The sequence below is a fragment of the Acidaminococcus sp. BV3L6 genome, assembly GCF_000468835.1.
In the GTDB taxonomy this organism is placed as follows: domain Bacteria; phylum Bacillota; class Negativicutes; order Acidaminococcales; family Acidaminococcaceae; genus Acidaminococcus; species Acidaminococcus intestini.
The window spans coordinates 1-26,926 of the sequence record NZ_AWUR01000032.1 but is presented as its reverse complement, the minus strand read 5'-3'; the positions used below and the strand labels follow the sequence as shown (position 1 = coordinate 26,926).

24 protein-coding genes and 1 riboswitch are annotated in these 26,926 nt (G+C 51.3%); of the genes, 17 read left to right on the top strand and 7 right to left on the bottom strand.

What is annotated here, in order from left to right; translation table 11 throughout:
• Positions 1-519 precede the first annotated feature (519 nt).
• Positions 520-1,041 carry a transcription elongation factor GreA gene (greA, locus tag HMPREF1246_RS06065; protein WP_009014794.1) on the top strand — a complete coding sequence of 174 codons (522 nt, stop codon included), beginning with the start codon at positions 520-522 and terminating at the stop codon, positions 1,039-1,041.
• A gap of 5 nt (positions 1,042-1,046) precedes the next feature.
• Positions 1,047-3,020, top strand: coding sequence for a lysine--tRNA ligase (lysS, locus tag HMPREF1246_RS06060; protein WP_021736994.1), 1,974 nt, complete (start codon positions 1,047-1,049; stop codon positions 3,018-3,020).
• A 105-nt stretch (positions 3,021-3,125) separates the two neighbouring features.
• Here the strand turns inward: lysS and gltS are convergent, their stop codons facing one another.
• Both gltS and HMPREF1246_RS06045 read right to left on the bottom strand, forming a co-directional pair.
• Positions 3,126-4,367: a sodium/glutamate symporter gene (gene gltS / locus HMPREF1246_RS06055; protein WP_009014792.1), complete on the bottom strand. Its 1,242-nt coding sequence runs from the start codon at positions 4,365-4,367 to the stop codon at positions 3,126-3,128.
• 354 nt (positions 4,368-4,721) lie between these two features.
• Positions 4,722-5,975 carry a dicarboxylate/amino acid:cation symporter gene (locus HMPREF1246_RS06045; RefSeq protein WP_369794654.1) on the bottom strand — a complete coding sequence of 418 codons (1,254 nt, stop codon included), beginning with the start codon at positions 5,973-5,975 and terminating at the stop codon, positions 4,722-4,724.
• A 382-nt stretch (positions 5,976-6,357) separates the two neighbouring features.
• Here HMPREF1246_RS06045 and HMPREF1246_RS06040 point away from each other — a divergent pair, with 382 nt between their 5' ends.
• Positions 6,358-7,821 carry a C69 family dipeptidase gene (locus HMPREF1246_RS06040; protein ID WP_009014790.1) on the top strand — a complete coding sequence of 488 codons (1,464 nt, stop codon included), beginning with the start codon at positions 6,358-6,360 and terminating at the stop codon, positions 7,819-7,821.
• 64 nt (positions 7,822-7,885) lie between these two features.
• Here the strand turns inward: HMPREF1246_RS06040 and HMPREF1246_RS06035 are convergent, their stop codons facing one another.
• From HMPREF1246_RS06035 to HMPREF1246_RS06020, 4 genes are read right to left on the bottom strand one after another with little or no spacing between them, the layout of a single operon-like run.
• The gene (locus HMPREF1246_RS06035; protein WP_021736992.1) at positions 7,886-9,109 is read right to left on the bottom strand and encodes an FtsX-like permease family protein; all 1,224 of its coding nucleotides are present in this window, start codon (positions 9,107-9,109) and stop codon (positions 7,886-7,888) included.
• Positions 9,102-9,770, bottom strand: a complete 669-nt coding sequence (locus HMPREF1246_RS06030) for an ABC transporter ATP-binding protein (RefSeq protein WP_021736990.1) — start codon at positions 9,768-9,770, stop codon at positions 9,102-9,104. Before HMPREF1246_RS06030 ends, HMPREF1246_RS06035 begins: the two co-directional genes overlap by 8 nt.
• 9 nt (positions 9,771-9,779) lie before the next feature.
• The gene (locus HMPREF1246_RS06025; RefSeq protein ID WP_231368250.1) at positions 9,780-10,166 is read right to left on the bottom strand and encodes a hypothetical protein; all 387 of its coding nucleotides are present in this window, start codon (positions 10,164-10,166) and stop codon (positions 9,780-9,782) included.
• Between the two features lie 53 nt (positions 10,167-10,219).
• Positions 10,220-12,115, bottom strand: coding sequence for an alkaline phosphatase (locus HMPREF1246_RS06020; protein WP_021736986.1), 1,896 nt, complete (start codon positions 12,113-12,115; stop codon positions 10,220-10,222).
• Positions 12,116-12,326: 211 nt separating this feature from the next.
• Between HMPREF1246_RS06020 and HMPREF1246_RS06015 the strand changes: the two genes are divergently transcribed.
• The 3 genes from HMPREF1246_RS06015 to HMPREF1246_RS06005 all read left to right on the top strand — a co-directional run bounded on the left by HMPREF1246_RS06015 (position 12,327) and on the right by HMPREF1246_RS06005 (position 15,620).
• Entirely contained in the window at positions 12,327-13,667 is a 1,341-nt protein-coding gene (locus HMPREF1246_RS06015; protein ID WP_021736983.1) for a hypothetical protein, read from the top strand.
• Between the two features lie 91 nt (positions 13,668-13,758).
• Positions 13,759-13,859: riboswitch (SAM riboswitch) on the top strand.
• A 71-nt stretch (positions 13,860-13,930) separates the two neighbouring features.
• Complete coding sequence (locus tag HMPREF1246_RS06010) at positions 13,931-14,968, top strand: methionine ABC transporter ATP-binding protein (RefSeq protein WP_026385749.1); 1,038 nt, start codon at positions 13,931-13,933, stop codon at positions 14,966-14,968.
• Positions 14,958-15,620 carry a methionine ABC transporter permease gene (locus HMPREF1246_RS06005; protein ID WP_009014783.1) on the top strand — a complete coding sequence of 221 codons (663 nt, stop codon included), beginning with the start codon at positions 14,958-14,960 and terminating at the stop codon, positions 15,618-15,620. Before HMPREF1246_RS06010 ends, HMPREF1246_RS06005 begins: the two co-directional genes overlap by 11 nt.
• Before the next feature lie 93 nt (positions 15,621-15,713).
• Here the strand turns inward: HMPREF1246_RS06005 and HMPREF1246_RS06000 are convergent, their stop codons facing one another.
• Positions 15,714-16,946: an ISL3 family transposase gene (locus HMPREF1246_RS06000; protein WP_021736985.1), complete on the bottom strand. Its 1,233-nt coding sequence runs from the start codon at positions 16,944-16,946 to the stop codon at positions 15,714-15,716.
• 349 nt (positions 16,947-17,295) lie between these two features.
• On the opposite strand from HMPREF1246_RS06000, the gene HMPREF1246_RS05995 reads away from it, so the two are divergent.
• From HMPREF1246_RS05995 to glmM, 11 genes are all read left to right on the top strand, one after another.
• Positions 17,296-17,592 carry a YerC/YecD family TrpR-related protein gene (locus tag HMPREF1246_RS05995; protein ID WP_009014782.1) on the top strand — a complete coding sequence of 99 codons (297 nt, stop codon included), beginning with the start codon at positions 17,296-17,298 and terminating at the stop codon, positions 17,590-17,592.
• Between the two features lie 6 nt (positions 17,593-17,598).
• Positions 17,599-18,771 carry an ATP phosphoribosyltransferase regulatory subunit gene (gene hisZ / locus HMPREF1246_RS05990; protein ID WP_021736981.1) on the top strand — a complete coding sequence of 391 codons (1,173 nt, stop codon included), beginning with the start codon at positions 17,599-17,601 and terminating at the stop codon, positions 18,769-18,771.
• 17 nt (positions 18,772-18,788) lie between these two features.
• Positions 18,789-19,436, top strand: a complete 648-nt coding sequence (gene hisG / locus HMPREF1246_RS05985; protein ID WP_009014780.1) for an ATP phosphoribosyltransferase — start codon at positions 18,789-18,791, stop codon at positions 19,434-19,436.
• Positions 19,433-20,779 (top strand): histidinol dehydrogenase, encoded by a 1,347-nt coding sequence (gene hisD / locus HMPREF1246_RS05980; RefSeq protein WP_009014779.1) that lies wholly within the window; start codon positions 19,433-19,435, stop codon positions 20,777-20,779. Before hisG ends, hisD begins: the two co-directional genes overlap by 4 nt.
• Before the next feature lie 15 nt (positions 20,780-20,794).
• Entirely contained in the window at positions 20,795-21,949 is a 1,155-nt protein-coding gene (locus HMPREF1246_RS05975; RefSeq protein ID WP_021736987.1) for a histidinol-phosphate transaminase, read from the top strand.
• Between the two features lie 2 nt (positions 21,950-21,951).
• A complete protein-coding gene (gene hisB / locus HMPREF1246_RS05970; protein WP_016459591.1) occupies positions 21,952-22,536 on the top strand; it encodes an imidazoleglycerol-phosphate dehydratase HisB in 585 nt (194 codons plus the stop codon).
• 35 nt (positions 22,537-22,571) lie between these two features.
• On the top strand, positions 22,572-23,186 hold the full coding sequence (hisH, locus tag HMPREF1246_RS05965) for an imidazole glycerol phosphate synthase subunit HisH (RefSeq protein ID WP_009014776.1): 615 nt from the start codon (positions 22,572-22,574) through the stop codon (positions 23,184-23,186).
• Entirely contained in the window at positions 23,183-23,911 is a 729-nt protein-coding gene (gene hisA, locus HMPREF1246_RS05960; protein ID WP_021736979.1) for a 1-(5-phosphoribosyl)-5-[(5-phosphoribosylamino)methylideneamino]imidazole-4-carboxamide isomerase, read from the top strand. The genes hisH and hisA overlap by 4 nt, the downstream gene beginning before the upstream one ends.
• Positions 23,912-23,913: 2 nt before the next feature.
• Positions 23,914-24,672: an imidazole glycerol phosphate synthase subunit HisF gene (hisF, locus tag HMPREF1246_RS05955; RefSeq protein ID WP_021736993.1), complete on the top strand. Its 759-nt coding sequence runs from the start codon at positions 23,914-23,916 to the stop codon at positions 24,670-24,672.
• Positions 24,673-24,781: 109 nt separating this feature from the next.
• A complete protein-coding gene (gene hisIE, locus HMPREF1246_RS05950; RefSeq protein ID WP_016459589.1) occupies positions 24,782-25,441 on the top strand; it encodes a bifunctional phosphoribosyl-AMP cyclohydrolase/phosphoribosyl-ATP diphosphatase HisIE in 660 nt (219 codons plus the stop codon).
• A gap of 24 nt (positions 25,442-25,465) precedes the next feature.
• Positions 25,466-26,806: a phosphoglucosamine mutase gene (glmM, locus tag HMPREF1246_RS05945; protein WP_014128348.1), complete on the top strand. Its 1,341-nt coding sequence runs from the start codon at positions 25,466-25,468 to the stop codon at positions 26,804-26,806.
• Positions 26,807-26,926 lie beyond the last annotated feature (120 nt).

Below are 26,926 nucleotides of genomic sequence, written 5' to 3'. Positions count from 1 at the left end.
AGCCACGTTGGCCTCTTAGCGCCAATCCATCCCCTTGTTTGGACAGAAGAGCAAAAGCTGCCTGAAGCTGCGCAGCGTGTAGGTCCTTTCGGTGATGGGTCGGAGTGCAGCGCCCTTTTACCCCTTATCTTCGTCTGACATCGTATCAGGCGGATGGCAAAAATAGCGGCATTGTTTTTGTGTAACGGGGAATGCCGCTATAATCATTCCAGGATGAGACGAACAATAGCATTTTTGGGAGGGCTTCAGCATGAAATTGCGGTACGTTCCATGCTGCGATGCGTCATGCTTTTATGACCCCCTTTCATCCATCTAAAAAAGCAAGGATGGGACCACGTGCTGAGACTTGGTGCGAGCCCTGCACCGAGTAAAAACAGGTGGAACAGCCCTCCTCATTTATTGACATCTCCCCGGATCTAATCTATAATTTACAAGATACGGTAGTTTTACCGAAACTGTCCCCACGGCGGCCAAATGGGCCGGTTTTGTGGGATCAAAGCCGAAAAGGAGTCGTGAACGATGGCTGAACAGGAAACAATTTTAACTGAAGAAGGTCTCAAAAAGTTAGAAGACGAATTGGACTATCTTCGTTCTGAAAAAAGACAGCAAGTGGCAGAACGGCTGAAGGTCGCTATTTCCTATGGTGATATCAGCGAAAACTCCGAATATGATGACGCCAAGAACGAACAGGCCTTTGTCGAAGGCCGTATTCTCACCTTGGAAAAGATGATCCGCAATGCAAAGGTTATCAAGGATTCCGAAATCAATAAAAAGGTGGTTTCCTTGGGATCCCAGGTCACCATCAAAGATATGGAAACGGAAGAAGAAGAGGAATACACGGTTGTGGGTACGACGGAAGCTGACCCCATGGCCGATCCTCCCCGCATTTCCAACGAATCCCCTGTAGGCAAGGCCATCTTGGGCCAAAAAGTGGGTTCCGTATGCAAGGTTCCGACGCCGGCTGGTGAGCTGAGCTATAAGATTGTCAGCATTGCCAAACCCAGTGCAGGGAAGAAGAAAAAAGCTGCAGCCAAGGAGTGAAATGAATGTCGGAAGAATTGAAGAACCAGCCCGCTGTGGATACGGGCGCTGCTGAAGAAGTCAGCGAACAAGTCGCTGTCCGTATGGACAAGATGCATAAGCTGGAAGAAAAGGGTATCCTGCCTTTTGGTCATGCCTATAAGGTGACCCATCATAATAAAGAAGTCCATGACAAGGTCAAGGAACTGGAAGAAAAGGGCGCTGAAGTCCGTGTTGCCGGACGGTTGACGGCTATCCGCGGTCACGGCAAGACCGCTTTTATGGACCTTCTCGATAAGTCTGGTAAGATTCAGCTATATGTCCGCAAGGATGAGTTGGGAGAAGATAATTACAGTGTGGTCAAACTCCTGGACATTGGGGATATCGTCGGCGTAGAAGGCGAAGTCTTCACAACCCATATGGGTGAACCATCCATTCGCGTGAAAAAGCTCGAATTCCTTTCTAAGGCCCTGAAACCGCTGCCGGAAAAATGGCACGGCCTCAAGGACAAGGAAATCCGTTATCGTCAGCGCTATGTGGACCTCATTGTAAACCCCGAAGTCCGCGACACATTTGTCAAACGTACGGAAATCATCAAAAGTATCCGCAATATCCTCGATAATGAAGGCTACCTTGAAGTGGAAACGCCGGTCCTCAATACTATTTCCGGCGGGGCTACGGCCCGTCCTTTTGTGACCCACCATAATGCCCTTGATATCGATTTGTACCTGCGCATTGCGACGGAATTGAACCTGAAGCGCCTTATTGTAGGGGGTCTGGAACGGGTTTATGAAATTGGCCGCATTTTTCGCAATGAAGGGATGGATATCAAGCATAACCCGGAATTTACGTCCATCGAGCTTTATGAAGCATATGGTGACTATCAAACCATGATGGATATTACGGAAAAACTCGTGTCAGAAACGGCGCAGCGCGTCTTGGGCACCATGAAAATCACCTATCAGGGCAAGGAAATCGACTTGACTCCGCCTTGGCCTCGTATGACCATGGTTGAAGCCGTTAAGAAATTCAGCGGTTATGACTTTACGGGTGTCCGCGATGTTGAAACGGCCCGCAAGCTGGCTGCTGATGCCAACGTCGAAATCCAGCCGACCTTCGGCCCTGGCAAGATTCTGGAAGCCTTCTTTGATGAATTCGTTGAAAAGAACCTCATTCAGCCGACCTTCATCATGGGTCATCCTAAAGAAATCTCGCCGCTTGCTAAGAGCAGCCTTGCTGATCCAGAAGTCACGGATCGTTTTGAAGGCTTCATCAACGGTTCTGAAATCTGCAATGGTTTTACGGAACTCAACGATCCAATCGACCAGAAGGAACGCTTTGAAAAACAGGTGGAAGAACGCAATAACGGCGATGATGAAGCCGGTATGATGGATGAAGACTTCATCAATGCCCTCATGCACGGCCTGCCTCCGACGGGCGGTCTGGGTATTGGAATTGACCGTCTTGTCATGCTGCTTACCGATTCGGCTTCCATCCGCGATGTCCTGCTCTTCCCGACCATGAAGCCCCTGGGACTCGAAAAGAAAGACGAATCTGTGGCAGCTGCTCCAGCCGCGCCCGCTGAAACGGTGGATGCTCCGCAGACCGTGGCGCTGGAAAAGATTGATTTTTCCAATGTGACCATTGAACCGCTCTTCAAGGATTTCGTTGATTTTGATCAGTTTGCTGGCTGCGACTTCCGGGTAGTGAAAGTCAAGGACTGTTTTGAAGTGCCTAAGAGCAAGAAACTTCTCCAGTTCACACTCGATGACGGAACGGGTACGGACCGGACCATCCTGTCAGGCATCAAGGCGTACTATCAGGCGGAGGACCTTGTCGGCAAAACCCTCGTTGCCATTGTCAACTTGCCGCCGCGCAAGATGATGGGCATCGAATCCTGTGGGATGCTGTTAAGCGCCGAATATAATGAAGGGGAAGAACGCAAACTGAACCTTCTCATGCTTGATCCCCATATTCCGGCTGGGGCCAAGCTCTGCTAATGTTATCCTGAGACTTCGCAAGGAAAGGATTCCTTTCCCTGCGGGGTCTTTTTTATGCCGCAAAAAGGCCCTTTCCTACGAAGGAGAAGGGCCTTTAACCATGCTCTATTTCAGGGCATGGACGAAATACTTGATGAAAGCAATCGTCTGGGGCTGATAGATGATATCGACGAGAAAGGCGCCCACAATCGGCACGATCATGAAGGCCTTGCGGCTCATGCCATACTTTTCCTTGACTGCCGTCATATTGACGATGGCTGATGGAGTGGCACCAAGGCCATGCCCGCATAGGCCGGCACACATGACGGCCGCATCGTAGTTGCTCCCGAGGATCCGGAAGACAATGAAATAGCTTACAAGGACCATGAAAAGGACCTGGGCCGCAACGACGAGGATGACGCCGCCTAAAAGTCCCGAAAGTTCCCAAAGACGGAGGGTCATGAGGGCAATGGCAAGATATAGGTTCAGCATGACGTCGCCAATGGAATCCACCAGGGAGAAGCTGAACTGATAGAAATGAGCCGATTCATTGACGTTCCGCAGGATGACTGCCACGAACATGGCTCCGACATAGGTGGGGAAGCTCATGCCGATAAGGGCCCCAATGCGCCCGGAAATGACGGTTCCAATGGCCATGCAGACGAGGATTGCCGTCACGTTCTTGATGATGGTGAGACCGTCCAGTTTCTCGCCTGTGGCGGCGTTGACGTTTTCAACGCCTGTATCCTTGAAATCTTCCGACATATCCGGTGTCAGATGATGGCGCTCAATGAGAACGCGGGCCAGGGGACCGCCTACAAGGACGGCGGAGATGAGCCCAAAAGTCGCCGCGGCCATCCCCACTTCAAGACCTGCTGGGTAGCCCATGGACACAAAAGTCTTTCCGTAGGCACCGGCCGCGCCGTGGCCGCCAATCATGGAAATGGCTGAGGCCAGGAGTGCATAAGGGGCTTCCAGTCCCGTAGCCATGCTGATTCCTATCCCGATGGCATTCTGGCAGATGGAAATGGCGCCTGCCGTGAGCCAGTAGATGATGAGCAAGGTCCCGCCTTTTTTGAGGAGGGAGAGGCTTGCTCCGAGGCCTACGGTCGTAAAGAAGGCCAGCATAAAGGGATTTTGATAGTAGGTATCAAACTTGAAGGCAAAGGCTTCCGTCTGATGGCCAATAAAGGTGATGAACATAAAGAGGAAACCGCCGACAACAGGAGCCGGGATGCAGTAGCGCCTGAGGGCCGTGCTCTTGTCCTTGATCCAGTACCCGATGAGGAGCATGATGGCCGCAAGGGCTGTCGTGCAGACCGCATCGGCTTTGATGAGGAGAGAACCTGATGAAAAGTCCAAAACCATATGAATCGCTTCCTTCCTAAGTTGTCATATCCCTACGATTCCATTTTAGCGAAAAATAGGGTGAACGGGCATGCAAAAAGATTGGCTTTCCCCTTTGTTCGATCAAAAAGATTGATAGGAAAGGCAAAGATTCAGCAAAGCCTGAATGGGAGAAAATCGGATGTTTCAAAGTATACAGCAGATGCCGTCAGGAAAGCGCCCAATATAACAAGGAATTTAATGAGCGTCAAAAAAGGTTTTTGACGTTATGTGGACTTGCGGCACTGTTTTCGCCTCCCAAAATAGGCCCCCAACGCTTCTTAAAAGCATTGGGGGCCTTATCCCATCAAGGGGAAAAGCACCTTTTTCGTGTGCTTAGGCTTCTATTTCCACCGTGAAAGGAATTTCATCTTTCAGGTCATTTTGGGTCATACTGCAGACGCAGGAGTCGGACCAGACGTTTTCACAGGTTTCAATCATATCGATGATGGTGTAGATGGGGAGGATGATTCCCATGATGCCAATGGGGGCGCCGACACCGCTCATGAGCGACAGGGTAAGGAAGTAGCAGCCCATGGGTACACCGGCGTTTCCGATGGCAGCAAAGACAGAAATGAAGAGCCAGACAATCATGGTTCCAAAGGATAGTTCCATGCCGCCATTTTGCATGAGGAAAATGGATGTAACAAGAATGAAGGCGGCACAGCCATTCATGTTGATGGTTGTGCAGATGGGGAGAACGAAACGGCTGATGGAGGGATTGATGCGCATGTTTTCTTCCGCAGAAGCCATGGTGACAGGAAGCGTTGCAGCGGAACTCTTTGTAAAGAGGGCAACGGCAAGAGCCGGGGACATGGCTTTCATGACGCGGACCGGGTTGAGGCCGCGGATGAGGAGAAAGAGCGGCAGAACGATGAAGAACTGGATGAGGTTCCCGGCCATGATGACGAGCGTATAACGGCCTAGGGCACCGACGATGACGCCGGCTTCAAGCTGGGAAGACAGCTGGGCCGCAAAGGCGAGGATGCCGATGGGAAGAACCTTCAGTAGGGCACGGATGAGGGCAAAGAGAACTTCCTGGGCCCCATTGATGCCACGCAGAAGGGTTTTCGTGTTTTCCGTTTCCGGCATAAAGGCAAAGGCAAGACCAACAGCGGTGGCAATGAGCAGGATGGAAAGGACGTTCCCCGTCAGGAAGGGGGTCAGGATGTTGTTGGGGATGACGGAGAGCATATGGTCATAGTAGCTCATCTTGCCAATGTTCTGGGGGACATTCGTCACGCCGGCACCGATGGCCTCTGTCGGCAGGTTGCCCGGCTGGATCCAGAGATACAGGAGCAGGCCGATCCCAGCGGCACAGATAGTCGTGAGCAGGGTATAGGTGATGGTGTGCTTGAAGATTTTCTTCGTTTCCTCCTTGGATCCCATCATGGAAAGGGTCGTAATGACCGCCAAGGCAATGGTCGGTACAGCAATGAACTGAAAGAGGCGGGTGAAGACGGTAGCGATGAAGTTGAAGAGTTGGTTGAGGAAGGGAACGTTCATCCAGCCGAGAACGGCACCAATGATGAGGGCTCCTATCCAAAGTGCGAGCTGACGCCCTTGGGCAAGGGGATTGTTGCGGGCCATGACATTTTTGGCTGTGTCTTTGACATGGGTTTGGTTTTCTTGGGTCATAATGGACTTCCTTTCTTTTTTGAAAAATGGAAAAGATCCCCCCATGGATCTTTCTTCATCAGGTTCTACCTAATGAGAATAATTCATATAATATCATAGGAAATTGAGAAAATGCAATAAAAATCAGAGATTTCAAGTTTTTTCAGCATGGCGAAAAGGATAATACATTAACTTAGTAGGAATTATATGCGGCGCCTTTCTTGCCAAGATGCCTCCTATCGCCTACAATAAAAATATACCCTGCCCTTTGTGCGAGGGTGGAGAATAGGATTTTATGGAACGCCTTCTGCGTTCCTTTTAGGTAAGTTTTGACAAGAGATAAAGGAGGATCCGTATGCCCTGTACAACGCTGCTTGTCGGAAAAAATGCAACCTATGATGGTTCGACCATGATGGCCCGCAATGAGGATTCCGGTGCGGGAAGTTTTACGCCGAAGAAATTTATTACAGTCAATCCTGAAGACCAACCCCGCCACTATCGGTCAGTCCTGTCTGCTTTTGAAATCGAGCTGACCGAAACGCCCCTGCGCTATACAGCCATGCCAAATGCCCAAGCAGATGAAGGTATTTGGGGAGAAGCGGGAATCAATGAGCTCAATGTGGCCATGAGCGAAACGGAGACCATCACCTCAAATCCCCGCGTCCTTGGCGCCGATCCGCTTGTAAAAGATGGCATTGGCGAAGAGGACATGCTCACCTTGGTCCTGCCTTATATCCACAGTGCCCGGGAAGGTGTCAAACGGCTGGGCGACCTCATCATGCGCTATGGGACCTATGAAATGAACGGTGTCGGTTTCCAGGATGAAAATGAAGTTTGGTGGTTTGAAAGCATTGGCGGTCATCACTGGATTGCCAAACGCGTTCCTGATGATGGGTATGTGGTCATGCCCAATCAGCAGGGAATCGATTTATTGGATTTTGTCGATGCCTTTGGAGCTCAGGAAGACCATATGTGCAGCGCAGACCTTATTTCCTTTATTCGGGACAATCACCTTGACCTGACCATCCATGAAGGAGAAGACTATGCCCTTGAAAAGGATTTTGCCTTTGACGCGCGGGCCGCTTTTGGCAGTCATGATGATGCGGATCACACATACAATACGCCCCGGGCATGGTTCATGCTGCGCTTTTTCAATCCCCATTCCGCCTTGTGGGATGGTCCTGATGCCGATTACGGTCCTGAAGATGATGACCTGCCTTGGTGCCTCATGCCGGAACGGAAGGTGACTGTCGAAGATGTAAAGTATGTCCTCAGTGCTCATTACCAAGGAACCCCTTTTGACTGTTACAGCAAGGTGGACCATCCCCTGAAAGGCAAGTATCGTCCCATCGGCATCAATCGCAATAACTTTGTTGCCCTAACCCAGTTGCGGCCCTACGCCAAAAAGGACCGTATGGCTCTTATGTGGATTGCGGAAGGCTCCAATGTCTTCAATGCCTTTGTGCCGTTTTATGCTAATGTGACGAAGACACCGGACTATTTGAACCATGCGGGGACAGTGCCGTCGACGGAAGAATTCTACTGGGCTAATCGCCTCATCGGCGCCCTTGCCGATGCCCACTATGCCCGCACGGCAAGTGCCATTGAGCGCTACCAAAAGGCCGTTGCCTCCGCGGCTCACGCCATGATCTGTGATACGGATAAAAAAGAAGCCGAAGGCGGCGTGACGGCTTTCCTTGAACAGGCCAATGCCGCCATGGCGGCTATGGTAAAGGAAAAGACCGATACCTGCCTAGGCAAGGTCCTTTACGAAGCGAGCATGGCCATGAAAAATGGCTTCTCCCGCAGCGATGCCTAAGCCGTATCGTAAGAATAGAAAAACTCCTTCCGGCATGGATTGGAAGGAGTTTTTCTATTAAGGATCACATCATGGAGGCCAGTTTTTCTTTCAGGATTTTCAAAGGAATAAGACTTAATAGAAGGGTTGCTGCCACCGTGGCAGCAAGGAGGATTCCCATGACCGGTGAAAAGGAAAAAAGTGGCAGCGAAAGGGCCGTCGTTGACGCAAGGGCGTGGGCTAAGAGAGTATAGGCCCCGATTCCTAAAAGGGTGCCTGCAGCGGTGCCGCAAAGGACGAGAAAGGCGTTTTGCCAAAGGAAAATGTGGGAAATGTCTTTTCCCGTAGCCCCGAGGGCACGCATGATGGCATATTCCCGAAGTCTCGAGAGGCTTGAAAGATAGCTTGTCATAACGACGATAAGGGTGGAAAGAACTATGAGGAAAAGTCCCACTTTCTGCCACATTCTTTCGCCGCAGCCCATGAGATTAAAGAGCTGGACGATGCTCTGGGACGGGAAGACGAGCATGGCGTCTTTGCGGTGCTGATATTTTGCGGCAAGCTGGTAGGCTTCGCTGTAGCCTACAGGTTCGACGAGGATGGCGCTTACTTCCTTATGGTCATTGTGCGTCTTATTATCCGCCTTCTTGGCCTCTAGCCTCTTATTCTTCTTGTGCTCATGGGCGTCCCAAATGGACTCGATGGAAGTCAGGATGGCCTGGTTATAGGGCCCTTTGACGTCGGTTAAGATGCCAACGACGGTGTAGGGATGCTCCTTGTGGGCGCGGCCTTTTTGGACGAGACCGTGGAGGGAAGAAAAGGTGGATCCAACGGTTAGATGAAGGCGCCGCGCGACGTCCGCACCAATGACGGCTTCATAGGGCGCGGAAAAGGGACGGCCTTGCTGAAGGATCAGCCACTTGTCCTTATTTTTCCCCGTCGTCATGGCAAAGATGCCGCCCGTCGTCCCGACAACGCGATAACCTCCGTAGGAATCACCAAAGGCCAAGGGCAGGGCGAACCTGACGAGATTTTTCTGGCCTGAGAGAGCATCCACTTCTTCATAGGGAAGGTTGGGGAGGGGCCGGTCCTGTAAAAAGACGGACGTCAGAACGAGCTGATACTGGCTTCCTGGTGAGCTTACAAGCAGGCTAAACGGTTCCGTCGCCTTTGTGAGTCCTTCATGGATCCCTTCGTGGAGGGCCGATAAAAAGAGGCTGATGCCAAGGGAAAGGCCCATGATGAGTATCATGAGAAGGGTTGTCATGGGCCGGTGGATGAGCTGCCGCAACGCAGCTTTTCTAAGCATGGGCGCCTCCTTTATGAAGGGGCAGGATGTGGCTGAAGGAACGAATCACCATAGGGTCATGGCTTGCTACAAAAACTAGGGCGTTGTGCGCTTTCACATAGTCAAGGAGCAGATGAATGACGATGCGGCTATTATCCTCATCCAGGTTGGCTGTCGGTTCATCGGCAAGGAGGATTGGCGGCTCCTTGATGAGAGCCCGGGCAAGGGCGGTTCGCTGTTCTTCCCCCTGGCTCAGTTCATTGGGGTAATGGGAAAGAAGGTGCATGAGGCCCATCTTTTCTGCAAGAGCTGACAGTCTAGCTTCGGCCTCCTTTTTCGGCACACCGCCAAAATGGGCGCCAAGGAGGATGTTATCCCGGGCTGAAAGAAAGGGCAGGAGGTTAAACCTTTGATAGAGGCAGCCAATGGTGCGGCCCCGAAATACATCAAGGTCTGCGTCCGACATATCAAGGGTAAGGGAACGGCCCTTATAAGAAATATCCCCTTCTGTAGGGCGCAGGAGACCTGAAAGGCAATGGAGAAAGGTCGATTTTCCACTGCCGCTTGGTCCTGTGATGCACCACGCTTCGCCGTCATAGGCTTCTAGATGGGGCACGGAAAGGGCTGTCAGGAATCTTCTCCCGTCAGGATAGCGATGGACCAAATGGGTAACTTTGAGCATATGGACCTCCTATTCCACGGTGGCTTCAAGAAGGCGAACCTGGCTCACAAAGCCCGTATCCCCATCCATATAGCTGCCAAGATCCAGGGTCCCCGTTACGGTCACTTCCTGGTCGTAAGGTAGGGCGTCCACACTGCCGTTGACGTAGACGACAACCATGTTATAGGGCCAGTCTGCATCGGTGGAACAGAAGGGACAAACAGCCATGGGCGTTTCCGTAAGGACAAAGAAATTGATGGAGGGTTTTAAGGGCGGCGCCATGAACCCCGTCATGGTCACTTCCGAACCATTCAGGGAATTCAGGGTATCCGAAAAGACGAGCCCTTCCGAACTTGCTCCGCTGTACATATCAGAAAAATCCAAGGAGGCCGCATTGGCCTCCAAGGCGATACTCATTGTGATGGATAGGAAGAGGGAAGCAAGAAACCTTCTGAAGACCTTTTCCAATCTCACTTGCTGTCACCGCTTTCTGATGTAAAGGAAACTTCCGGCGTGCCTTTATGGGCGTCGACACCGAGGGCGCGAAGGATCCCAAAGAAGACTTCCGTGTTGTCCATGACGCCGTGGAAGTATTCAGAACCAGGGCCTTGGGCCATGAGCACTACATCGTCGGCAGAATGGCATTCGCTCGTTTCTCCGGTTGTCGTCGGCAGGTCGCCTTGGACAAGACGGGCTTCTTTGGGTGCGCGTTTCGGGTTGGCAATGACGTTTCCTTTGGCATCGGTCGTTGCCGGAACAGTCGGTTCAGGCTGGAAACGATAATTTTCGTAATGGTCCGGGGCATTGGCGTACTGCACGGCCAGGGTGACATCCGGATCAGGGTTATCGGGATACCCGTCGTGGTTTTCATCAACGAAGGTCGGCCACTTGGCATCGCCGTAGACGCGAACCGCTTCGCGGCCGGTCTTGCCATTTTCTTCCTTATAGGTGCCGCTGATGCTGATGCCGTGGGCATGGTCCGCAACGACAATGATAAGTGTATCATCATTGTGCTTTTTGGCGTAGTCCTGCGCCCATTCGATGGTTTGATCAAATTCGATGGTGTCATAGGTGGAACGCTGCCAGTCCATGGTATGGAGCTGCTTATCAATGCTGCCGCCTTCACTCATGAGAAAGAAGCCATTCGGATTTTTTTCAAGTACGGATACGGCTTTTTTTGTCATATCAAGGAGGCCAGGCTGGTCAGTAAACCCTTTCAGGACCTTGCTGTTTTTGGGCAGGAATTCACGGTCCATGTAAACGTTCATGTGGTTCATGGTGAAAAGCCCCAGAATGGGCTGATCGCCGTTGAGAGCATTTAATTCCGTCTTGGTGCCGGCAAATTGATAACCTTTATCCTTGAATTCCTGGATCAGGTTACGGTCATCCTTGCGTTTGGAACCGGGCGTCTGCAGCGGAAGGAAGAACTGTGCCCCACCGCCCATGACCACTTTTGGCGGATTCCTGCGACTGAGGAAATCGGCAGCAATGTAGTTTTGTTCCCCACGTCGACGCGTATGGGCCGTGACGGCCGCTGGTGTAGCATCCGTAACAGCCGCGGTCGTAACCATGCCGTAGCTCATCTTCTTACTGCGGGAGAGGATTTCCGCTGCCGTTTCCACCTTTGGGTCATCGAGGGGATCTTTGGTCCTATTTTCGTAGACACCCATGGCATTGACGACGGATTTATTGCCCGTCATATAGGCGGACATGGAGTTTGCCGAGTCCGTTACAATAGAGTCATAGCCGCTTGTTGTGACAAGGGCAAGGCTTGGCATCTTTTCCATGGAAAGGACGTCATTGAATTTTCCGTTTGAAAGGCCTTTTGAAAGGATGCGGCCCAGTTCCTTTGCCTGCATGCTCATGCCGTCACCAATGAAGAGGATGACATTCTTGGCGCGCCGCCTTGCTTTTTCCTGGACCACCGTATAGGCGGCTTTTGCCTGGAGCCTTCCAGAAAGGCCGCTGGCGGAAGCCGTTACCCTTTTTTCACCGATTTTGTCAAAGGTGACATTGTTGATGCGGTAGGAAATGTGGGTGCCGTAGTCTGTGATGATGGCCTTTTTCCCAAAGACTTTTTCTGCCCCTTCTCCGTTGATGCCGACGTTGAAGTTTGTGCTGTTTTTGGGAAATTCCACCTCAAAGTCAAACCGCTGACCGGCCCAGAATTTGGCACGGTTGATTGGCAGGATGGTAATGGCACCGTTATCTGCCGTCTCCTGCATCCGGTTATGGAATTCAGCCACCTGCGAGATGGAGGATGCTGCCGCAAAAGCCACGGCATCATGGGTCGAGGTGATGCCCATGGAAAGGGCCCCTAACATCGACAGTTGGATAAATAGGCGAAGCTTACGTTTTGTGTTCATAAACAAACCTCCTCTATGATTTTGCTTCAAAGAAAAAGATTCTTTATATGGAAGGAGTGTAGCATAGGAAACTGGAGGTTTCTGCAAAAGCTTGGTAAAATTACCGTAAATTGCCGCGGCCAAACAACGGCAGCTATTCTTTTTTCTTTCATCTTATTTTCATTTTCTATTTGCTAGAATGGAATCGATTTCATGCTGAGGAGGTCTTTTCATGTTTATACGGATAAAAAAAGGCGGCATAAAAGAAGCCGTAATCGGCCGCAGGCTGGGGCAAGGGTTATTGTGCCTGATCCTGGTGGGCCTTATGGGAAGCGGAGAAGCGGCGCCCACCGTCAACGAGGTGACCGGTGTGGCCCGCGTCTTTGGCGATGGGGAAAAAATTTCGGAAGTCATTTTGACTTACAGTGAGCCCCTTCTGGCAAGTTCCGTTTCTCCCAAAGATTATGTCCTTTCAAAGGGTACCCTTGAAAGCGTCCAGGTAACTCGCTCTTTGCCCGCCCTTAAGGCAGCTGAGGAAGGCCGCTATGTCATCTTGAAGGTAAAGACAGAAAATACGGTGCCTGAAACACTGCCCGCACCGCCCCAAAAGGAAACAAAGGAAAAAATGAGGCAGGAACCCAAGCTTGATGGTCATTCTGATCGCAAAGCCCCGGATCTTGGCATTGCAGTCAAACAAGTGGGGGAAGTAACTGGCGCGGGAGGGGATAAAAGCCCTGGCACCACCCGATTCATAGCGTCGACTCGAACGCTTGAACCCGATCTTTCCCGCTTTACGCAGAAAGTCTTTACAGACCCAGAAACGGGCATTTCCTTGCCGTATAATCTATATCTGCCCAAGGAAATCAAGCAGGGAGAGAAACTGCCCCTGGTCTACTTTGGCGTTGATATGAGCGGCAATAATGATGATCTTACGACGCCGCTTTATCAAGGTAACGGGGCCACGGTCTGGACCGATCCTGCTTTTCAGGCAAAGCACCCCTCGATTGTTGTTGCCCCGCAGTATACGTCTGAGCTTGTGACGAAACTGGGTATGCTGACCGCCGATGATCATCATTGGACAAAGGGTCTCACCTTGCTCAAGCATTTCCTTGATTATGCAGTCAAGACCTACCCTGTCGATCCAAACAGGATCTATGGAACAGGACAGTCCCAGGGCGGTATGGCCAATATTGCCATCAGTGACCGCTACCCCGATTTTTTTGCGGCCCAGTATCTTGTGGCCTGCCAATGGGATCCCAAGGAAATGCAGGTCCTCAAGGATAAGCCCCTTTGGATCACCGTCTGTGAAGGGGATAATAAAGCCTACCCCACAATGAATGAAACGACCGCACTCTGGGAAAAAGCAGGCGTAAAGGTGGCGCGGAATGAGACGCTTTGGGACAGCACACTTCCTGTAGGGACCCTCAATGACAAAATGGAGCAATTGTTACGGCCTAACACCCATATCTACTATACAGTATTTAAGGGCGGGAACCATATGTATACGTGGAGCTTTGCCTATTCCTTTGATGCCATTAAGGAGTGGCTCTTTGCGCAGGCAAAGGGAAAGTAAGGTGCTTTGTGTCTTAGGGACGGGGAATCTGTGCACAGAGATAAAACTCCCCTTGACAAAACAATATGAATCCGGTATGATTTTAAGGAATTATTCATCAAGAGTAACGGAGGGAATGGCCCCATGATGTTACGGCAACCACACGAAAGTGAACGGTGCTAAGTCCAACAGGATTTTCCTGGCAGATGAAGACGAATATGAATCGACCCATTCCTCTTCATAATGATGAAGAGGAATTTTTTATTCATAAGGAGGGAGTCGCTGTGATTGAACTGAAACATATCGGCAAGGTTTACCATGCAAAGGGCGGGGACCTGGAAGCCTTAAAGGATATCAACCTATCCATTGAGGAAGGAGAAATATATGGAATCATCGGATTATCCGGCGCCGGTAAAAGTACCTTGGTTCGCTGCATCAATATGCTGGAGCAGCCAACGAGTGGCGAAGTGATCGTTGACGGCAGGGACATGACTAAACTGTCCAAAATGGAACTGCGCAAGGCCCGTCAGGAAATCGGCATGATCTTCCAGCATTTTAACCTTTTAAGCAGCCGGACGGTCTATGACAATATTGCCTTTCCTTTGGAAATCCAGGGGAAAAGCAGGGATGAAATTAGAAAGAAAGTGGAACCTCTCTTGGATCTCGTCGGTCTTACGGACCGCCGCGACCATTATCCTTCCCAGCTGTCGGGCGGCCAGAAACAGCGCGTCGGTATTGCCCGCGCTCTTGCTTCCGATCCTAAGGTGCTTCTTTGTGACGAAGCTACAAGCGCCCTTGATCCCCAGACGACGGAATCTATTCTGGAACTCTTGCGGGACATCAATAAACGGCTTCATATCACGATTGTCATGATCACCCACCAGATGAACGTCGTCAAAGAAATCTGTGATCATGTAGCGGTCATTGAAGGCGGCCGTATCATTGAAGAGGGTCCCCTCTATGAAGTCTTCACGAATCCGAAGAATCCGACGACCAAGGAATTTGTTGCAAGTACCCGGACGGATATTGTCCCGGAACTGGTAAAGAAGCTCGACCTCCATAAGGAGTATACCAGCGGTGACAAGGCCCTTGTGCGCTTGCATTTCCTTGGTGACAGTGCCGGGGAACCGGTCATTACGGTCCTCATCAAAAAGTACGATATCGATGTCAATATCCTTTCCGGCAACGTGGAAACGCTCCAGGATACGCCTTATGGAACGCTCCTGATTGGCATGGACGGAGATGAGGCCCATTTGAAGGAAGCCCTGTCATACCTTGAGGGGCAAAAGTTGCAGATTGAGGTGATTGGATATGTCAAGTAGTATGATTCAGATGCTGATCAAATCTTTGGGAGAGACTTGTTATATGGTCTTTCTTTCGGCGGCCCTTGCTACCCTTTGCGGGATGCCTTTGGGCGTCATCCTTACCGTCACACGGGAAGGTCATATCCTGGAAAACAAGGGCATCAACCGCGTCTTAGGGGCTGTTGTGAATGCCACCCGTTCGACGCCCTTTATCATCCTCATGGTGGCCATCATTCCCCTTACGCGGATCATTGTGGGATCTTCCATCGGGACGACGGCTGCCATTGTGCCGCTCACCATTTCGGCAACGCCTTTTATTGCGCGCATCATTGAATCGTCCCTCCTTGAAGTCGATCCAGGTGTCATTGAGGCCGCCGAATCCATGGGAGCCAGTCCCATCCAGATCATTTGGAAGGTGCTCCTTCCAGAATCCATGCATGCCATCGTCCTTGGCGTGACCCTTGCCATCATCAGTCTCATCGGCAGTTCTGCCATGGCCGGTGCCTTGGGCGGCGGTGGACTAGGTGACCTTGCTATCCGTTACGGATATCAGCGTTTCCAGGCAGATACCATGGCGGCAACGGTCGTCATCCTCATTGCCCTGGTTCAGCTCGTCCAGTCCGTCGGGAACTATATCAGCGCCAAACTGAACAAAACAAAGATGCAGTAATGTACGCTGCAACAATCTGGCTGTGAAGTCATGGAAAACATGGCTTTGCAGCTTTTTTTCGGTTCTTTGTCAAATTTTGGGGTGCTAAAGTGTCTATGCACTCCTGGAGAGGACATGCACTGAATACAGTGCGTGTCCTTTTTCGTTGCGTGTGTTAATGTACAAGATTCTATTACGAAAGCGCTCAAAATTGCGCAGACCAAATGAAATCCGTTTTAATACCTTGATTTTATTGTTGCAGCCTTCAGTAAAGCCGTTGGAGTAAGGATATATAAGGGCGCTCCTGATTTCTTCGTACCAATAGGTAAAGGACTTAACCAGAGAGTTCATTTCCGGTAAATCAGCGCTTTTTACCAGGTCTATCCATGCTGAAAGTGCCCAAGAAATGTTGGCATTATCCTTGAATCGAAGCACCTTGGAAAATGCGTATGTTAGCGCGTAAGCACATCTTAGACGAGGAGAACAGCGAAGGATTCCCTCCAGCTTTATAAGCTCTTCTTCGGTTAATTTCTCATATGGTTTCGTTAAGATTGTCTTGTTGGGCTTAAACATTCGGCTATGGTGACAAAGGCGCTTTTGCTCTGCTTTGTAAGCGCGCTCCATGGCCCATTGGACTAAGCGGATCATATGAAAACGGTCTGCCACGATGCGCGCCTTGGGGAAGATCGTTTTTATGACTGAACGGAACTGCATAGACATGTCCATTGTGACAAATTCTACTTTTCGTCGTTCACTCATGGGGAATTGATAGAAATGCTGGAGCAGAGCCGGTGTGGTTCGTGCCGGAAGAATGACCATTATCCGCTTGTTTGCAAAGTCAGTGATGATGACCTGGTACTTCTGACCCGCAGCATTTCCTTTAAATTCATCGATGGAAAGCACGCGGGGAAGGTGACTGGGACGAGGAATATGGACTTCATTAAAGACACGAATGACCTGGCTGGTGCTGACATGGCATCGTCTGGCCACTTCTTGGAAAGAAAGGTGTTGACGCAGCTCCTGGAGCATGACTTGTTGAAGCGAAGAAGAGGTTTGGAAATACGGAGAGGCAAAGGGGCTCTTCTCGTTAAATGTGTGACCACAGCTGCATATATAGCGTCTCTGGCGATACAGGAGATGCAACTCTTTATGGAAAAGTGGGGAATGTTTGATGAGGCGCGTATAGTATCCCTTTACGCGTCTTGTAGCGGCCTTACAATGAGGGCAGATGTGTTCTTGAGGCGGCAGCTGAACCGCTAAAACCAAGGCTGATTCCGTTTCCTTTAAATTTTGAATCCATTCCTCTTTAATTCCTGTTAATTTTTCGATATAATCTAGGGAAGGCATATGTATTCAACTCACTTTCTTTATTGTTTGATCACTTTAATTGTAGAGGATTTGAGTGCATATGCCTATTTTTTTATTGAAAAAAGTAGGCGCTGAGAGGACACGCATCTGGACGGTCACTTTAGCGCCCCAAAATAAATTATAGAACCTTTTTTTCTCCTCGAACTGTCAGAAAGGACACGAGAACCCTGTATCACATTTTACACTGATAGCGGGCGTCTGGAGGCAGAAGGGTAAAAACAAAAAAATGACTTGCCATGACTTCATTAACGTGTTAATGTATTAGCGTACTAAATTTACGCAGTCTTTTTCTTTTATATTTTTCGTAGTTTTGAAAGGAGTCTCGATTATGCAGGCAGGTCTCAACAAAAGGGAACTTCATCGACTGGCACACGCTTTTATACTTTTGAAGAATGACCGGATGTGTCTCGATTTTTTGGAGGATATCTGCACGCCTAATGAATTGAAGGCCTTGAGTCAGCGCCTGGAAGTGGCGGTGCGTCTTCATCGCGGCGAAAACTATGCCAAAATCGTCAACGATACGGGCGCCAGCAGTACGACGGTTTCCCGTGTCAACCGCTGTTTAAATTATGGAGCCGGGGGATATCGAAAAGTGATTCCCATGCTCCTTGAAGAAGGAGAATAGATTAGCATGACCACTGGCTTTTTGCAGATTCCCTATGGAACGAAAGATATCCTGCCTGGCGAGGCCCGAGTGAAGCGTGAAATGGAAGACCGCCTCGCCCGGAATTTTCTTTCCTGGGGGTATGATGAGGCGATGACGCCGACTTTTGAATACGCTGATACCTTTGCCCTGAGTGGGGCCGATCTTCCCGATGAAAGCATGAAATTTCTGGGGCGGGACAATCGGACTTTTATGCTCCGCAGTGAAATGACGACGCCGCTGGCGCGGATGGTCGTTACAAGGATGCGGCAGGACGAAGGCATCAAGCGTCTTTTTTATATTGCCAATGTTTTCCGTCACGAAGAGACACAAGCCGGGCGGCAATGCGAGTTCCGTCAGGCTGGGGTTGAATTTTTTGGCGAAAAAGGACCCGAAGCGGACGCGGAGGTCTTGGCCCTTGCCGTGGAAAGCCTTAAGGCAGCGGGACTTGCGCATTTTACCATCAGTATAGGGCACAGCGGTTTTTTGGCAGGCTTGATTGAAGACGCGGAACTTTCTGATGCCCAAGTGGAACGCCTCAAAAAGATGATCCTGACCCATAATGCAGTGGCCCTTGAAAAGGCCGCTTCCGTCATTTCCTACGAACCTGTCCGGGAGCTGGTCAAAGGACTCCTTTACCAACAGGGCGGTCCGGACATGCTCCAAGCCTTGAAAACAAAGGTCACTCATCCCAGAAGCCTTGAAGCTCTGGATAATCTGCTTGCCATTTATCATCTGTGTGAAGCCTACGGTGTTACAGATAAGATTGTCTTTGATCTAAGTCTTATCCGCAACTTTGACTATTATACAGGCATGGTCTTTGAAGCGTACGGTCCCCAGATCGGCTTCAATATCTGCGGCGGCGGACGCTACGATTCGATGATGGAAAGATTTGGCAAAGCCATGCCGGCAACCGGTTTTGCCCTTGGTGTAGACCGCATCATCCTCGCCCTGCGCCGCGAAGGCGCCCTGCAGGGGAAGGAAGCTTGGGACGATTATGTCGCTTTTAGTGCCAAGGGAGAAACCAAGGCCATTATAAAGGCCATGACCCTGCGCTGCAAGGGACGGAAAGTCAAGGTGGCAACCCGTCCTATGGATAAAGGCGAAGCGGCGGCATGCTGTAAGCAGCAGAAAGCCTTGAATCTCGTCTACGTCAAATAAGAAAGAAGGACCTTTTTATGGAATACCTAACCATTGCCCTTCCTAAGGGAAAACTCTTTGATCGGTCCGTCAAGGTCCTTGCCAAAGTCGGTTGCGATGCTGACAACGTCGTCGAGGATTCACGGAAACTTGTCATTACCAATGAAAAAACAAAAGTCCGCTTCATCATTGTCAAGACCATGGACCTTCCGGTCTATGTCGAATATGGTGCAGCTGACATCGGCATCATCGGAAAGGATGTCCTCAAGGAAGAAGAACGGGACGTCTATGAACTGCTTGATATGGGCTACGGCAAATGCCATCTCATGATGGCCGTGCCGGAAGAAAAGGTTCTGCCCCGTATGATGGATTATACCCATATGCGAGTCGCGACAAAATACCCTCACAGTGCTGTCGAGTTCTTTGACCGGCAGGGGATGCAGATGGAGATTATCAAGCTCAATGGTTCCATTGAACTGGCCCCGATTGTGGGTCTTAGTGAACTCATTGTCGATATTGTGGAAACGGGGACAACCATCCGGGAAAATCACCTCAAGGAAGTCGCCACGGTTTATGAAAGTTCGGCGCGTCTCATTGCCAATAAGGTCAGTTTCAAACTTCAGCACGAACGCATCAAGAAACTCGTTGAAGATTTGAAGGCCGTGCTGAAGGAGGAAGAAGCATGAAGATATTTGATGAAAGAAAGAGCAGTGCAGAAGAAATCAGTAGGCTCCTGAAAAAGAAAGCTTTTGATGAAGTGGAACTGTCCCCCCGCGTGGCGGCTGGGACGGAAAAGATGTTTGGTCAAAAGCTGACGGCCGCCCAGGTCGTGGACCGCATTGTCGGTGAGATTCGCAAGGGTGGGGACGAGCGCCTCTTTTACTATACAAAGCTCCTTGACGGCGGCGACTTTACTAAAGACACCATCGCTGTGACGGAAAAAGAGTTTGAAGAAGCAGAAAAGGCTGTCGATACAAAGACCATGGAAGCAATCAGCCGGGCTATCAGCAATGTACGAAAGTTTCATGAGGAACAGCTTCCCAAGACGTGGCTGACGCCCCGCGCCTATGGATCCTTCCTGGGCCAAAAGATGACTCCTGTTGATTCGGTAGGCATCTATGTGCCGGGCGGTACGGCGGCGTACCCGTCCAGCGTCATTATGAATGCCGTGCCTGCCATGGTGGCCGGTGTGCCCCGCATCGTGATGGCAGCGCCTGCCAGCCGTGACGGCCGGATGAATCCCTATGTCCTTGCTACGGCCCGGAAAATCGGAATCACGGAAATCTATAAGATGGGCGGCGCACAGGCCGTGGCTGCCCTTGCTTTTGGGACAGAGACCATTCCCAAGGTCGAAAAAATAACGGGCCCGGGAAATATCTTTGTAACCCTTGCCAAAAAGGCTGTTTATGGTCACGTCGATATCGATATGCTGGCAGGGCCCAGTGAAATCCTGATTGTCGCGGATCAAACCGGCAATCCGAAGTATCTGGCGGCCGATCTGTTGAGCCAGGCCGAGCATGATCCCTTGGCCTGTGCCATCCTCATCACTTGCGATGAGCCCCTTGCTAGGGCCGTAGCAAGGGAAGTGGATGAGCAGCTTGAAGCCCTGCCGCGCAAGGAAATCGCGGAAACGAGCCTTGCCCAGACGGGCAAGATCATCCTGGCTAAGGACATGGATACAGTCGTTCAGATGGCAAATCTTTCGGCACCGGAACACATGGAAATCATGACAGAGAACGCTTTCTCCCTTGTGCCTCGTATCCGCAATGCCGGCGCCATCTTCCTTGGAGCCTATTCACCGGAACCGCTGGGAGACTACTATGCCGGTCCTAATCACATCCTGCCGACAGGCGGGACGGCACGATTTTATTCTGTTCTCAATGTGGAAACGTTCATGAAGAAAACGAGCCTCATTTCCTATACGCGGGAGGCCCTCAAAGAGGCTGCCGATGATATCATTGCCATGGCAGAAGCAGAGGGCCTCAAAGCCCATGCCAATGCCATCCGCGTCCGCAAAGGGGAACTATAAGAAGGGAGGCAGCCGATGAGCCAAATTAGGGGCCGTGAGTGCCTGAGCCGCATCGAGGATTATGTTGTGGAAACGGTCCCCGATGCCGATATTATCGTAAATGCCAACGAAACCAATGAACCGATGGGAAAGAAAATGGAGAAAAAGCTGGTGAACGCTGTCCTTAAGGAAGCGTTGAACCGCTACCCCTCCATGCACGGGGAAGACCTGTGTGCTTTTCTTGGAAAGAAATATGGTCTTGATCCTTACCTGTTCTGCCTGGGAAATGGTTCCAGTGAACTGTTGGAAAAAGTCTGTTTTGCCTTTGGCGGCAAGGGCCGTAAGATTGCCTATCCCGCTCCGTCCTTTTCCATGTACGAAACGTATATCACCCTATCTGACAGCACGCCCGTACCGTATCGTTTGGATGAGGAGTTTAAGGTAGATGCCGATGCGGTCATCAAGTTTTGCAAAAAGGAAAAACCTGACGTTCTCATCGTCAATAACCCCAATAATCCGACGGGAACCTATAATGCGCGGCAAATGATGGAAAAAATCATCCGCAGCGTCGATGCCCTTGTCGTCATGGATGAAGCCTACATTGAATTTTCCAATGGGGGAGCGGATGCTGAAGAAAATTCGACCCTCCCCCTTGTGGCTGATACCGATCATCTCCTCGTCCTGCGTACCCTGTCCAAGGCCTATGGCCTGGCAGGCCTGCGCATCGGCTTTGGCGCCGGGAGCAGGGCCGTTATGAAAATCCTTCACAAGGTACTCCTGCCCTATCACGTCAATCGGCTGACCCTTGCCATCGCCCTTGCGTTCCTAAAGTCCAAAAACTACCTCAAAAAGCGGGTGGCCGCTGTCGTCAAGGCCCGTGAGGCCCTTGCATCAGACCTTGGGACCTTGGGCTTTACGGTCCTGCCGTCAGGGACGAACTTCCTTCTTGTCATGCCCAAGGAAGAGACCCTCACTGTCCTTTTTGCAAAAAGCAAAAGCCGGGCCAAAGGTAGGGAGAACATGGCAAAAGCCGCCGGAAAGACCCTTTTTGAGGGGCTCCTCGCCCGGAAGATCTTGGTTCGAAATTATTCCCAGCATCCACTGCTGCCTGGGGCCCTGCGGATTTCGACGGGGAGCTTGGAAGAAAATGCCCGCATCATTGAAGCGGTAAAGGAAATTCTGGAGGGATGATCATGAGAGACAGTACTGTCCATCGCCGGACGAAGGAAACTGACGTGACAGTGACCTTGGAACTTGACGGCACGGGGGAAGCTGATATCGATACAGGTGTGGGTTTCTTGAACCATATGCTGACCCTTTTTGCCGTTCACGGTCATTTTGACCTGACCGTACGGGCGACCGGGGACCTTGATGTAGACTGTCACCATACGGTGGAAGATGTGGCCCTGACGTTGGGCGAGGCCCTGCGCAAAGCCTTGGGTGACAAGGTGGGAATCCATCGCTACGGAAGCATGCTCCTTCCCATGGATGAGGCCCTAGCCGAAGTGATCCTTGATATCAGCGGACGCTCCTATCTTGTGTGGCATGCCGATATACCCCGTGTCAGCCTTGGTCTTTTTGATACGGAAATGGGGGAAGATTTTTTTCGCGCCCTTTCTGTCCAAAGCGGGATGACCCTGCATATCAATGTCCCTTACGGCCGCAATACCCATCATATGCTTGAAGCCATCTTCAAAGGTTTTGGCCGTGCCCTTTCCGAAGCTGTTGCCATCGATCCGCGGGTCCATGGCATCATGAGCAGCAAGGGCGCCCTGTAAGACGCGGCTGAATCCAGCCGTGGGAAAGGATTCCCATGAACAATCATTCCATTGCAATCATCGACTATGGTCGGGGCAACCTGCACAGCGTCTATTACGGACTGAAAAAGATTGGCGCTGACCCCATCATCACCAATGACGAAAAAACCATTCTTGAAGCACCGCGGGTCATCCTGCCAGGCGTCGGCGCCTTTGGGGACTGCATGGACCATCTTGCCGCGTCAGGCCTTGAAGATGCCATTTTTCGAATCGTTGAAAAGGGGACCCCTTTTCTTGGCATCTGCGTGGGACTCCAGCTCCTTTTTGAAGGCAGCGAGGAGACACCCGGTGTCAAAGGTCTTGGCATCTTTAAGGGGCGGGTGCGCCTCATCCGCACGCCCTATAAGATTCCTCATATGGGGTGGAACGAGCTTACTATAACCCGGCCGTCACCTTTGCTAAAGGATGCCAAAGGAAAAATGGTCTATTTTGTCCATAGCTTTGCCGCGGACCCTTGTGACCGAAATATCATCACGGCAACCACCGATTATGGTACAGAACTTGTCGCTGCCGTAGGCCGCGGCAACGTCCAGGGCTTCCAGTTCCATCCGGAAAAGTCCTCTGCTGCCGGTCTTGCCATGCTGAAAGCCTTTAAGGAGTGGAAGCCATGAACCTTTATCCAGCCATTGATCTGCGAGGCGGAATGTGTGTACGCCTTGAAAAAGGAAATTTTTCAAAAGAAACGGTCTACAGCAAGGACCCTGGAGCCATGGCGCGTCGCTTTGCGGAAGCGGGGGCCCGTACCATCCATGTGGTGGACCTTGACGGTGCCCTTGCCGGAAAAAGTGAGAACCTTTCCGCCATTAAGGTCATCCTGAGGGAGGGGGGTATCTCCATCGAAGTGGGCGGCGGCATCCGAACCTATGAACAGATTGAAGGGCTGCTTTCTTTAGGGGTCAGTCAGGTCATCCTGGGCTCTGCCGCCATCTATGATCCCCAGCTTGTGGAAAGGGCCAACCGGGACTTTCCCCACAAAATCGTGGTCGGCATCGATGCCAAAAATGGCTATGCAGCCGCTGATGGATGGGAAAAAGACAGCAATCTCACGGCCGAGGCACTTGCTCGGCGTGTCGCCGCGGCGGGGACGGAGAGAATCATCTTTACGGACATCATCCGTGATGGGATGATGAATGGCAGCAATATCGTAGCCACAGCCGCTCTTTATCAAGCCTGCGGGGTTCCTATCACGGCCTCAGGCGGCGTCTCTTCGCTTGAAGACATCAGAAGGCTCAAAGCCCGTGAAACAGATGGCATCGAAGGCTGCATCATTGGAAAAGCGCTTTACGCCGGTGCTTTTTCCCTTTCTGATGCCCTCAAGATTGCCGGGGAGGTGTGACCATGCTGGCAAAAAGAATCATTCCTTGTCTTGATGTCAAGGCAGGCCGCGTTGTCAAGGGAACGAATTTCGTTTTCCTCCGCGACGCCGGTGATCCCGTGGAGCTTGCAGCCCAATATGAACGGGAGCAGGCCGATGAACTGACTTTCCTTGATATCACTGCCTCCGTGGAAGGCCGCAAAGCCATGCTGGACGTCATTGAACGGACGGCCAGGGAAGTCTTTATGCCTCTTACAGTGGGCGGCGGTATTTCCACCATGGAAGATATCCGGGCCGTCCTCATGGCCGGCGCTGATAAGACGAGCCTCAATACGGCCGCGGTCATGACGCCGGAACTCATCCAAAAAGGGGCCGAAGCTTATGGAGCCCAGTGTATGGTCCTTGCTGTTGATGCAAAGAAAAAGACGTCCGGCGGCTGGGAGGTCTATATCCATGGCGGCCGGACGGCAACGGGATTGGACGTCCTTGAATGGGTCCGCAAAGCCGTGACCTTGGGGGCCGGCGAGATCCTTCTTACGAGTATGGATGCCGATGGGACCCAAGATGGGTTTGACCTTGACCTGACGCGGGCGGTTGCCGAAGAGGTCCCGGTTCCTGTCATCGCCTCCGGCGGCGCGGGCAAACTGGAGGATTTTTACCGTGTCCTGACCGAAGGCAAGGCGGACGCGGCCCTTGCCGCGTCGGTCTTCCATTATGGAACCTTCCGTATCAAGGAAGTGAAGGATTATCTTTCAAGACGCGGCGTCGTCGTGCGGCGCTGAAAAGGGGGCCTTTCCTCATAACAGGGGAAGGGCCCTTCCTGCGTCTTCTGCAAAAGCCTCGCGTCAGGGCCTAGGAAACGTGATACAATAGGAACAAGAGGTGTTTCTTATGAAAATCGATATCAGTCATTTGAAATTTGATGAAAGAGGGCTCATCCCGGCCATCGTCCAGGACGTGACGACGGACAAGGTCCTTATGCTCGCTTATATGAACGGACAATCCCTTGCGCGGACCGTAGAAACTGGCTACACCTGGTTCTGGTCACGGAGCCGGCAGGAACTGTGGAACAAGGGGGCCACAAGCGGCAACCTGCAGAAAGTGAAATCCATCGTTTATGATTGTGACGGTGATACGCTTCTTGTGAGGGTCGTCCAAAAAGGGGTTGCCTGCCATGAGGGCAACTACTCCTGCTTCAGCTATCCGCTGTGGAACGCGGGCTCCGGTGAGAACTTGCCTGTCACGTACAGCGACCTTCCCACAGTTGTGGATGAACTCTACCGTAAACTCACCAATGAAATGAGAAACCGCAAGGATGGTTCGTATGCGGGCTATCTTTTTGAGTCCGGGGAAGACCGGATCCTGACCAAACTGATGGCGCACGCGACGGCTTCCCTCCTTGCTTCAAAGAATGGAAATCCCGACGGTCTTGTTTACGAGATGGGCGATTTATGGTATCATTGCTTGGTACTGCTTGCTTACCATGGCATTACGCCCGCCCAGATGCTTCAAAAGATGGGCGAGCTGGCAAAGAACAAACAACACGAGTGATCGTATCATTTGGAGGCTGATCTGATGGCTAGACTTTTTGGAACCGATGGTGTCCGCGGTATTGCGAACGCTCATCTGAATGCGGAACTTGCTTATAAACTGGGACGGGCAGCGGCCCAATATTTTGGCCGTGAAGTGAAAAGCCCGAAAATCATCATTGGCCGGGATACGCGGCTTTCGGGGACCATGCTTGAATCCGCTCTCGCGGCAGGTATCTGCAGCGCGGGCGGCAATGCCCATCTTCTGGGCGTCATCCCTACACCGGCTGTTTCCTATTTGACGGAAAAACTGGGCGCCAGCGCTGGTGTTGTCATTTCTGCCTCTCACAATCCCTTTGAAGATAATGGCATCAAGTTTTTTGCTAAGACCGGTTTCAAGCTTCCCGATGCCGTGGAAGACGAAATTGAAGCCATTGTGAACCAGCCCATTGACTACACAAAGACCCTGACAGGATCTTCTGTCGGCCGCGTCATCCAGGAACCGGATATGGCCATGGAATATATCCAGCACATTGTGGCCTGTGCCGATACAAAACTGAATGGACTCAAGGTGGTCATGGACTGTGCCAACGGGGCCAACAGTCAAGTGGCCCCTGCCATCCTGCGCCTTTTGGGGGCCCAGGTGATTCCCATCTATGACCAGCCCAATGGCATCAACATTAATAATGGCTGCGGGTCCACCCATTTGGAAGCCCTTCAGAAGAAGGTTGTCGAAGTGGGAGCGGACTGTGGCATTGCCAATGACGGTGATGCAGACCGTTGCCTGGCTGTCGACGAACGGGGCGAGGTCCTTGATGGGGACCAGATCATGCTCATCTGTGCCCTTGATCTGATGAAGCGGGGAAAACTCAAGGATCAGGTTCTTGTCACAACGGTCATGAGCAATGTAGGCCTTAACAAGGCCATGAAGGAACATGGCGGGAGTACCGTGAAGACCGGTGTAGGCGATCGTTACGTCCTTGAAGAGATGCTTGCCCATGATTATAAGCTCGGAGGGGAACAGTCCGGCCATATTATTTTTGGTGACCTTGCTAAGACCGGCGATGGCATGATGACCGCTGTTAAACTTCTTGGCTGCGTTGTGCGCCAAAACCAGAGCCTTTCTGAATTGGGTGCCCTCATGGTCAAATATCCGCAGACCCTTCTTAATGTCCGTGTTGCCAATAAAACGGGCTGGGAAAAGAATCAAGCCATAAAGGACGTGGTCAAAAAATTTACGGATGAACTGGGTGAAGACGGGCAAGTCCTTGTCCGCGCATCTGGTACGGAACCGCTGATCCGGATTATGGCCCAAGGGGAAACGCAGACCGAAACAGACCGAATCACGGAGTCAATTGCCGAAGTGGTTCGCCGCGAATTGGCTTAATAAAAAACGAGGACCCTGGAAAAATCGTACTTTTCCAAGGTCCTTTTTAGGTTCTATAATTTATTTTGGGGCGCTAAAGTGACCGTCCAGATGCGTGTCCTCTCAGCGCCTACTTTTTTT

Coding starts and splice junctions, on each gene's coding strand:
- HMPREF1246_RS06045 (WP_369794654.1), bottom strand. CDS start 5,975: ATGGCCCGCAACAATCCCCTTGCCCAAGGGCGTCAGCTCGCACTTTGG.
- lysS (WP_021736994.1), top strand. CDS start 1,047: ATGTCGGAAGAATTGAAGAACCAGCCCGCTGTGGATACGGGCGCTGCT.
- HMPREF1246_RS06000 (WP_021736985.1), bottom strand. CDS start 16,946: ATGCCTTCCCTAGATTATATCGAAAAATTAACAGGAATTAAAGAGGAA.
- HMPREF1246_RS06005 (WP_009014783.1), top strand. CDS start 14,958: ATGTCAAGTAGTATGATTCAGATGCTGATCAAATCTTTGGGAGAGACT.
- HMPREF1246_RS06015 (WP_021736983.1), top strand. CDS start 12,327: ATGTTTATACGGATAAAAAAAGGCGGCATAAAAGAAGCCGTAATCGGC.
- hisZ (WP_021736981.1), top strand. CDS start 17,599: ATGACCACTGGCTTTTTGCAGATTCCCTATGGAACGAAAGATATCCTG.
- HMPREF1246_RS05975 (WP_021736987.1), top strand. CDS start 20,795: ATGAGCCAAATTAGGGGCCGTGAGTGCCTGAGCCGCATCGAGGATTAT.
- hisD (WP_009014779.1), top strand. CDS start 19,433: ATGAAGATATTTGATGAAAGAAAGAGCAGTGCAGAAGAAATCAGTAGG.
- hisA (WP_021736979.1), top strand. CDS start 23,183: ATGAACCTTTATCCAGCCATTGATCTGCGAGGCGGAATGTGTGTACGC.
- hisB (WP_016459591.1), top strand. CDS start 21,952: ATGAGAGACAGTACTGTCCATCGCCGGACGAAGGAAACTGACGTGACA.
- HMPREF1246_RS05995 (WP_009014782.1), top strand. CDS start 17,296: ATGCAGGCAGGTCTCAACAAAAGGGAACTTCATCGACTGGCACACGCT.
- HMPREF1246_RS06030 (WP_021736990.1), bottom strand. CDS start 9,770: ATGCTCAAAGTTACCCATTTGGTCCATCGCTATCCTGACGGGAGAAGA.
- hisH (WP_009014776.1), top strand. CDS start 22,572: ATGAACAATCATTCCATTGCAATCATCGACTATGGTCGGGGCAACCTG.
- gltS (WP_009014792.1), bottom strand. CDS start 4,367: ATGGTTTTGGACTTTTCATCAGGTTCTCTCCTCATCAAAGCCGATGCG.
- hisG (WP_009014780.1), top strand. CDS start 18,789: ATGGAATACCTAACCATTGCCCTTCCTAAGGGAAAACTCTTTGATCGG.
- HMPREF1246_RS06020 (WP_021736986.1), bottom strand. CDS start 12,115: ATGAACACAAAACGTAAGCTTCGCCTATTTATCCAACTGTCGATGTTA.
- greA (WP_009014794.1), top strand. CDS start 520: ATGGCTGAACAGGAAACAATTTTAACTGAAGAAGGTCTCAAAAAGTTA.
- hisIE (WP_016459589.1), top strand. CDS start 24,782: ATGAAAATCGATATCAGTCATTTGAAATTTGATGAAAGAGGGCTCATC.
- HMPREF1246_RS06040 (WP_009014790.1), top strand. CDS start 6,358: ATGCCCTGTACAACGCTGCTTGTCGGAAAAAATGCAACCTATGATGGT.
- HMPREF1246_RS06025 (WP_231368250.1), bottom strand. CDS start 10,166: ATGAGTATCGCCTTGGAGGCCAATGCGGCCTCCTTGGATTTTTCTGAT.
- glmM (WP_014128348.1), top strand. CDS start 25,466: ATGGCTAGACTTTTTGGAACCGATGGTGTCCGCGGTATTGCGAACGCT.
- hisF (WP_021736993.1), top strand. CDS start 23,914: ATGCTGGCAAAAAGAATCATTCCTTGTCTTGATGTCAAGGCAGGCCGC.
- HMPREF1246_RS06035 (WP_021736992.1), bottom strand. CDS start 9,109: ATGCTTAGAAAAGCTGCGTTGCGGCAGCTCATCCACCGGCCCATGACA.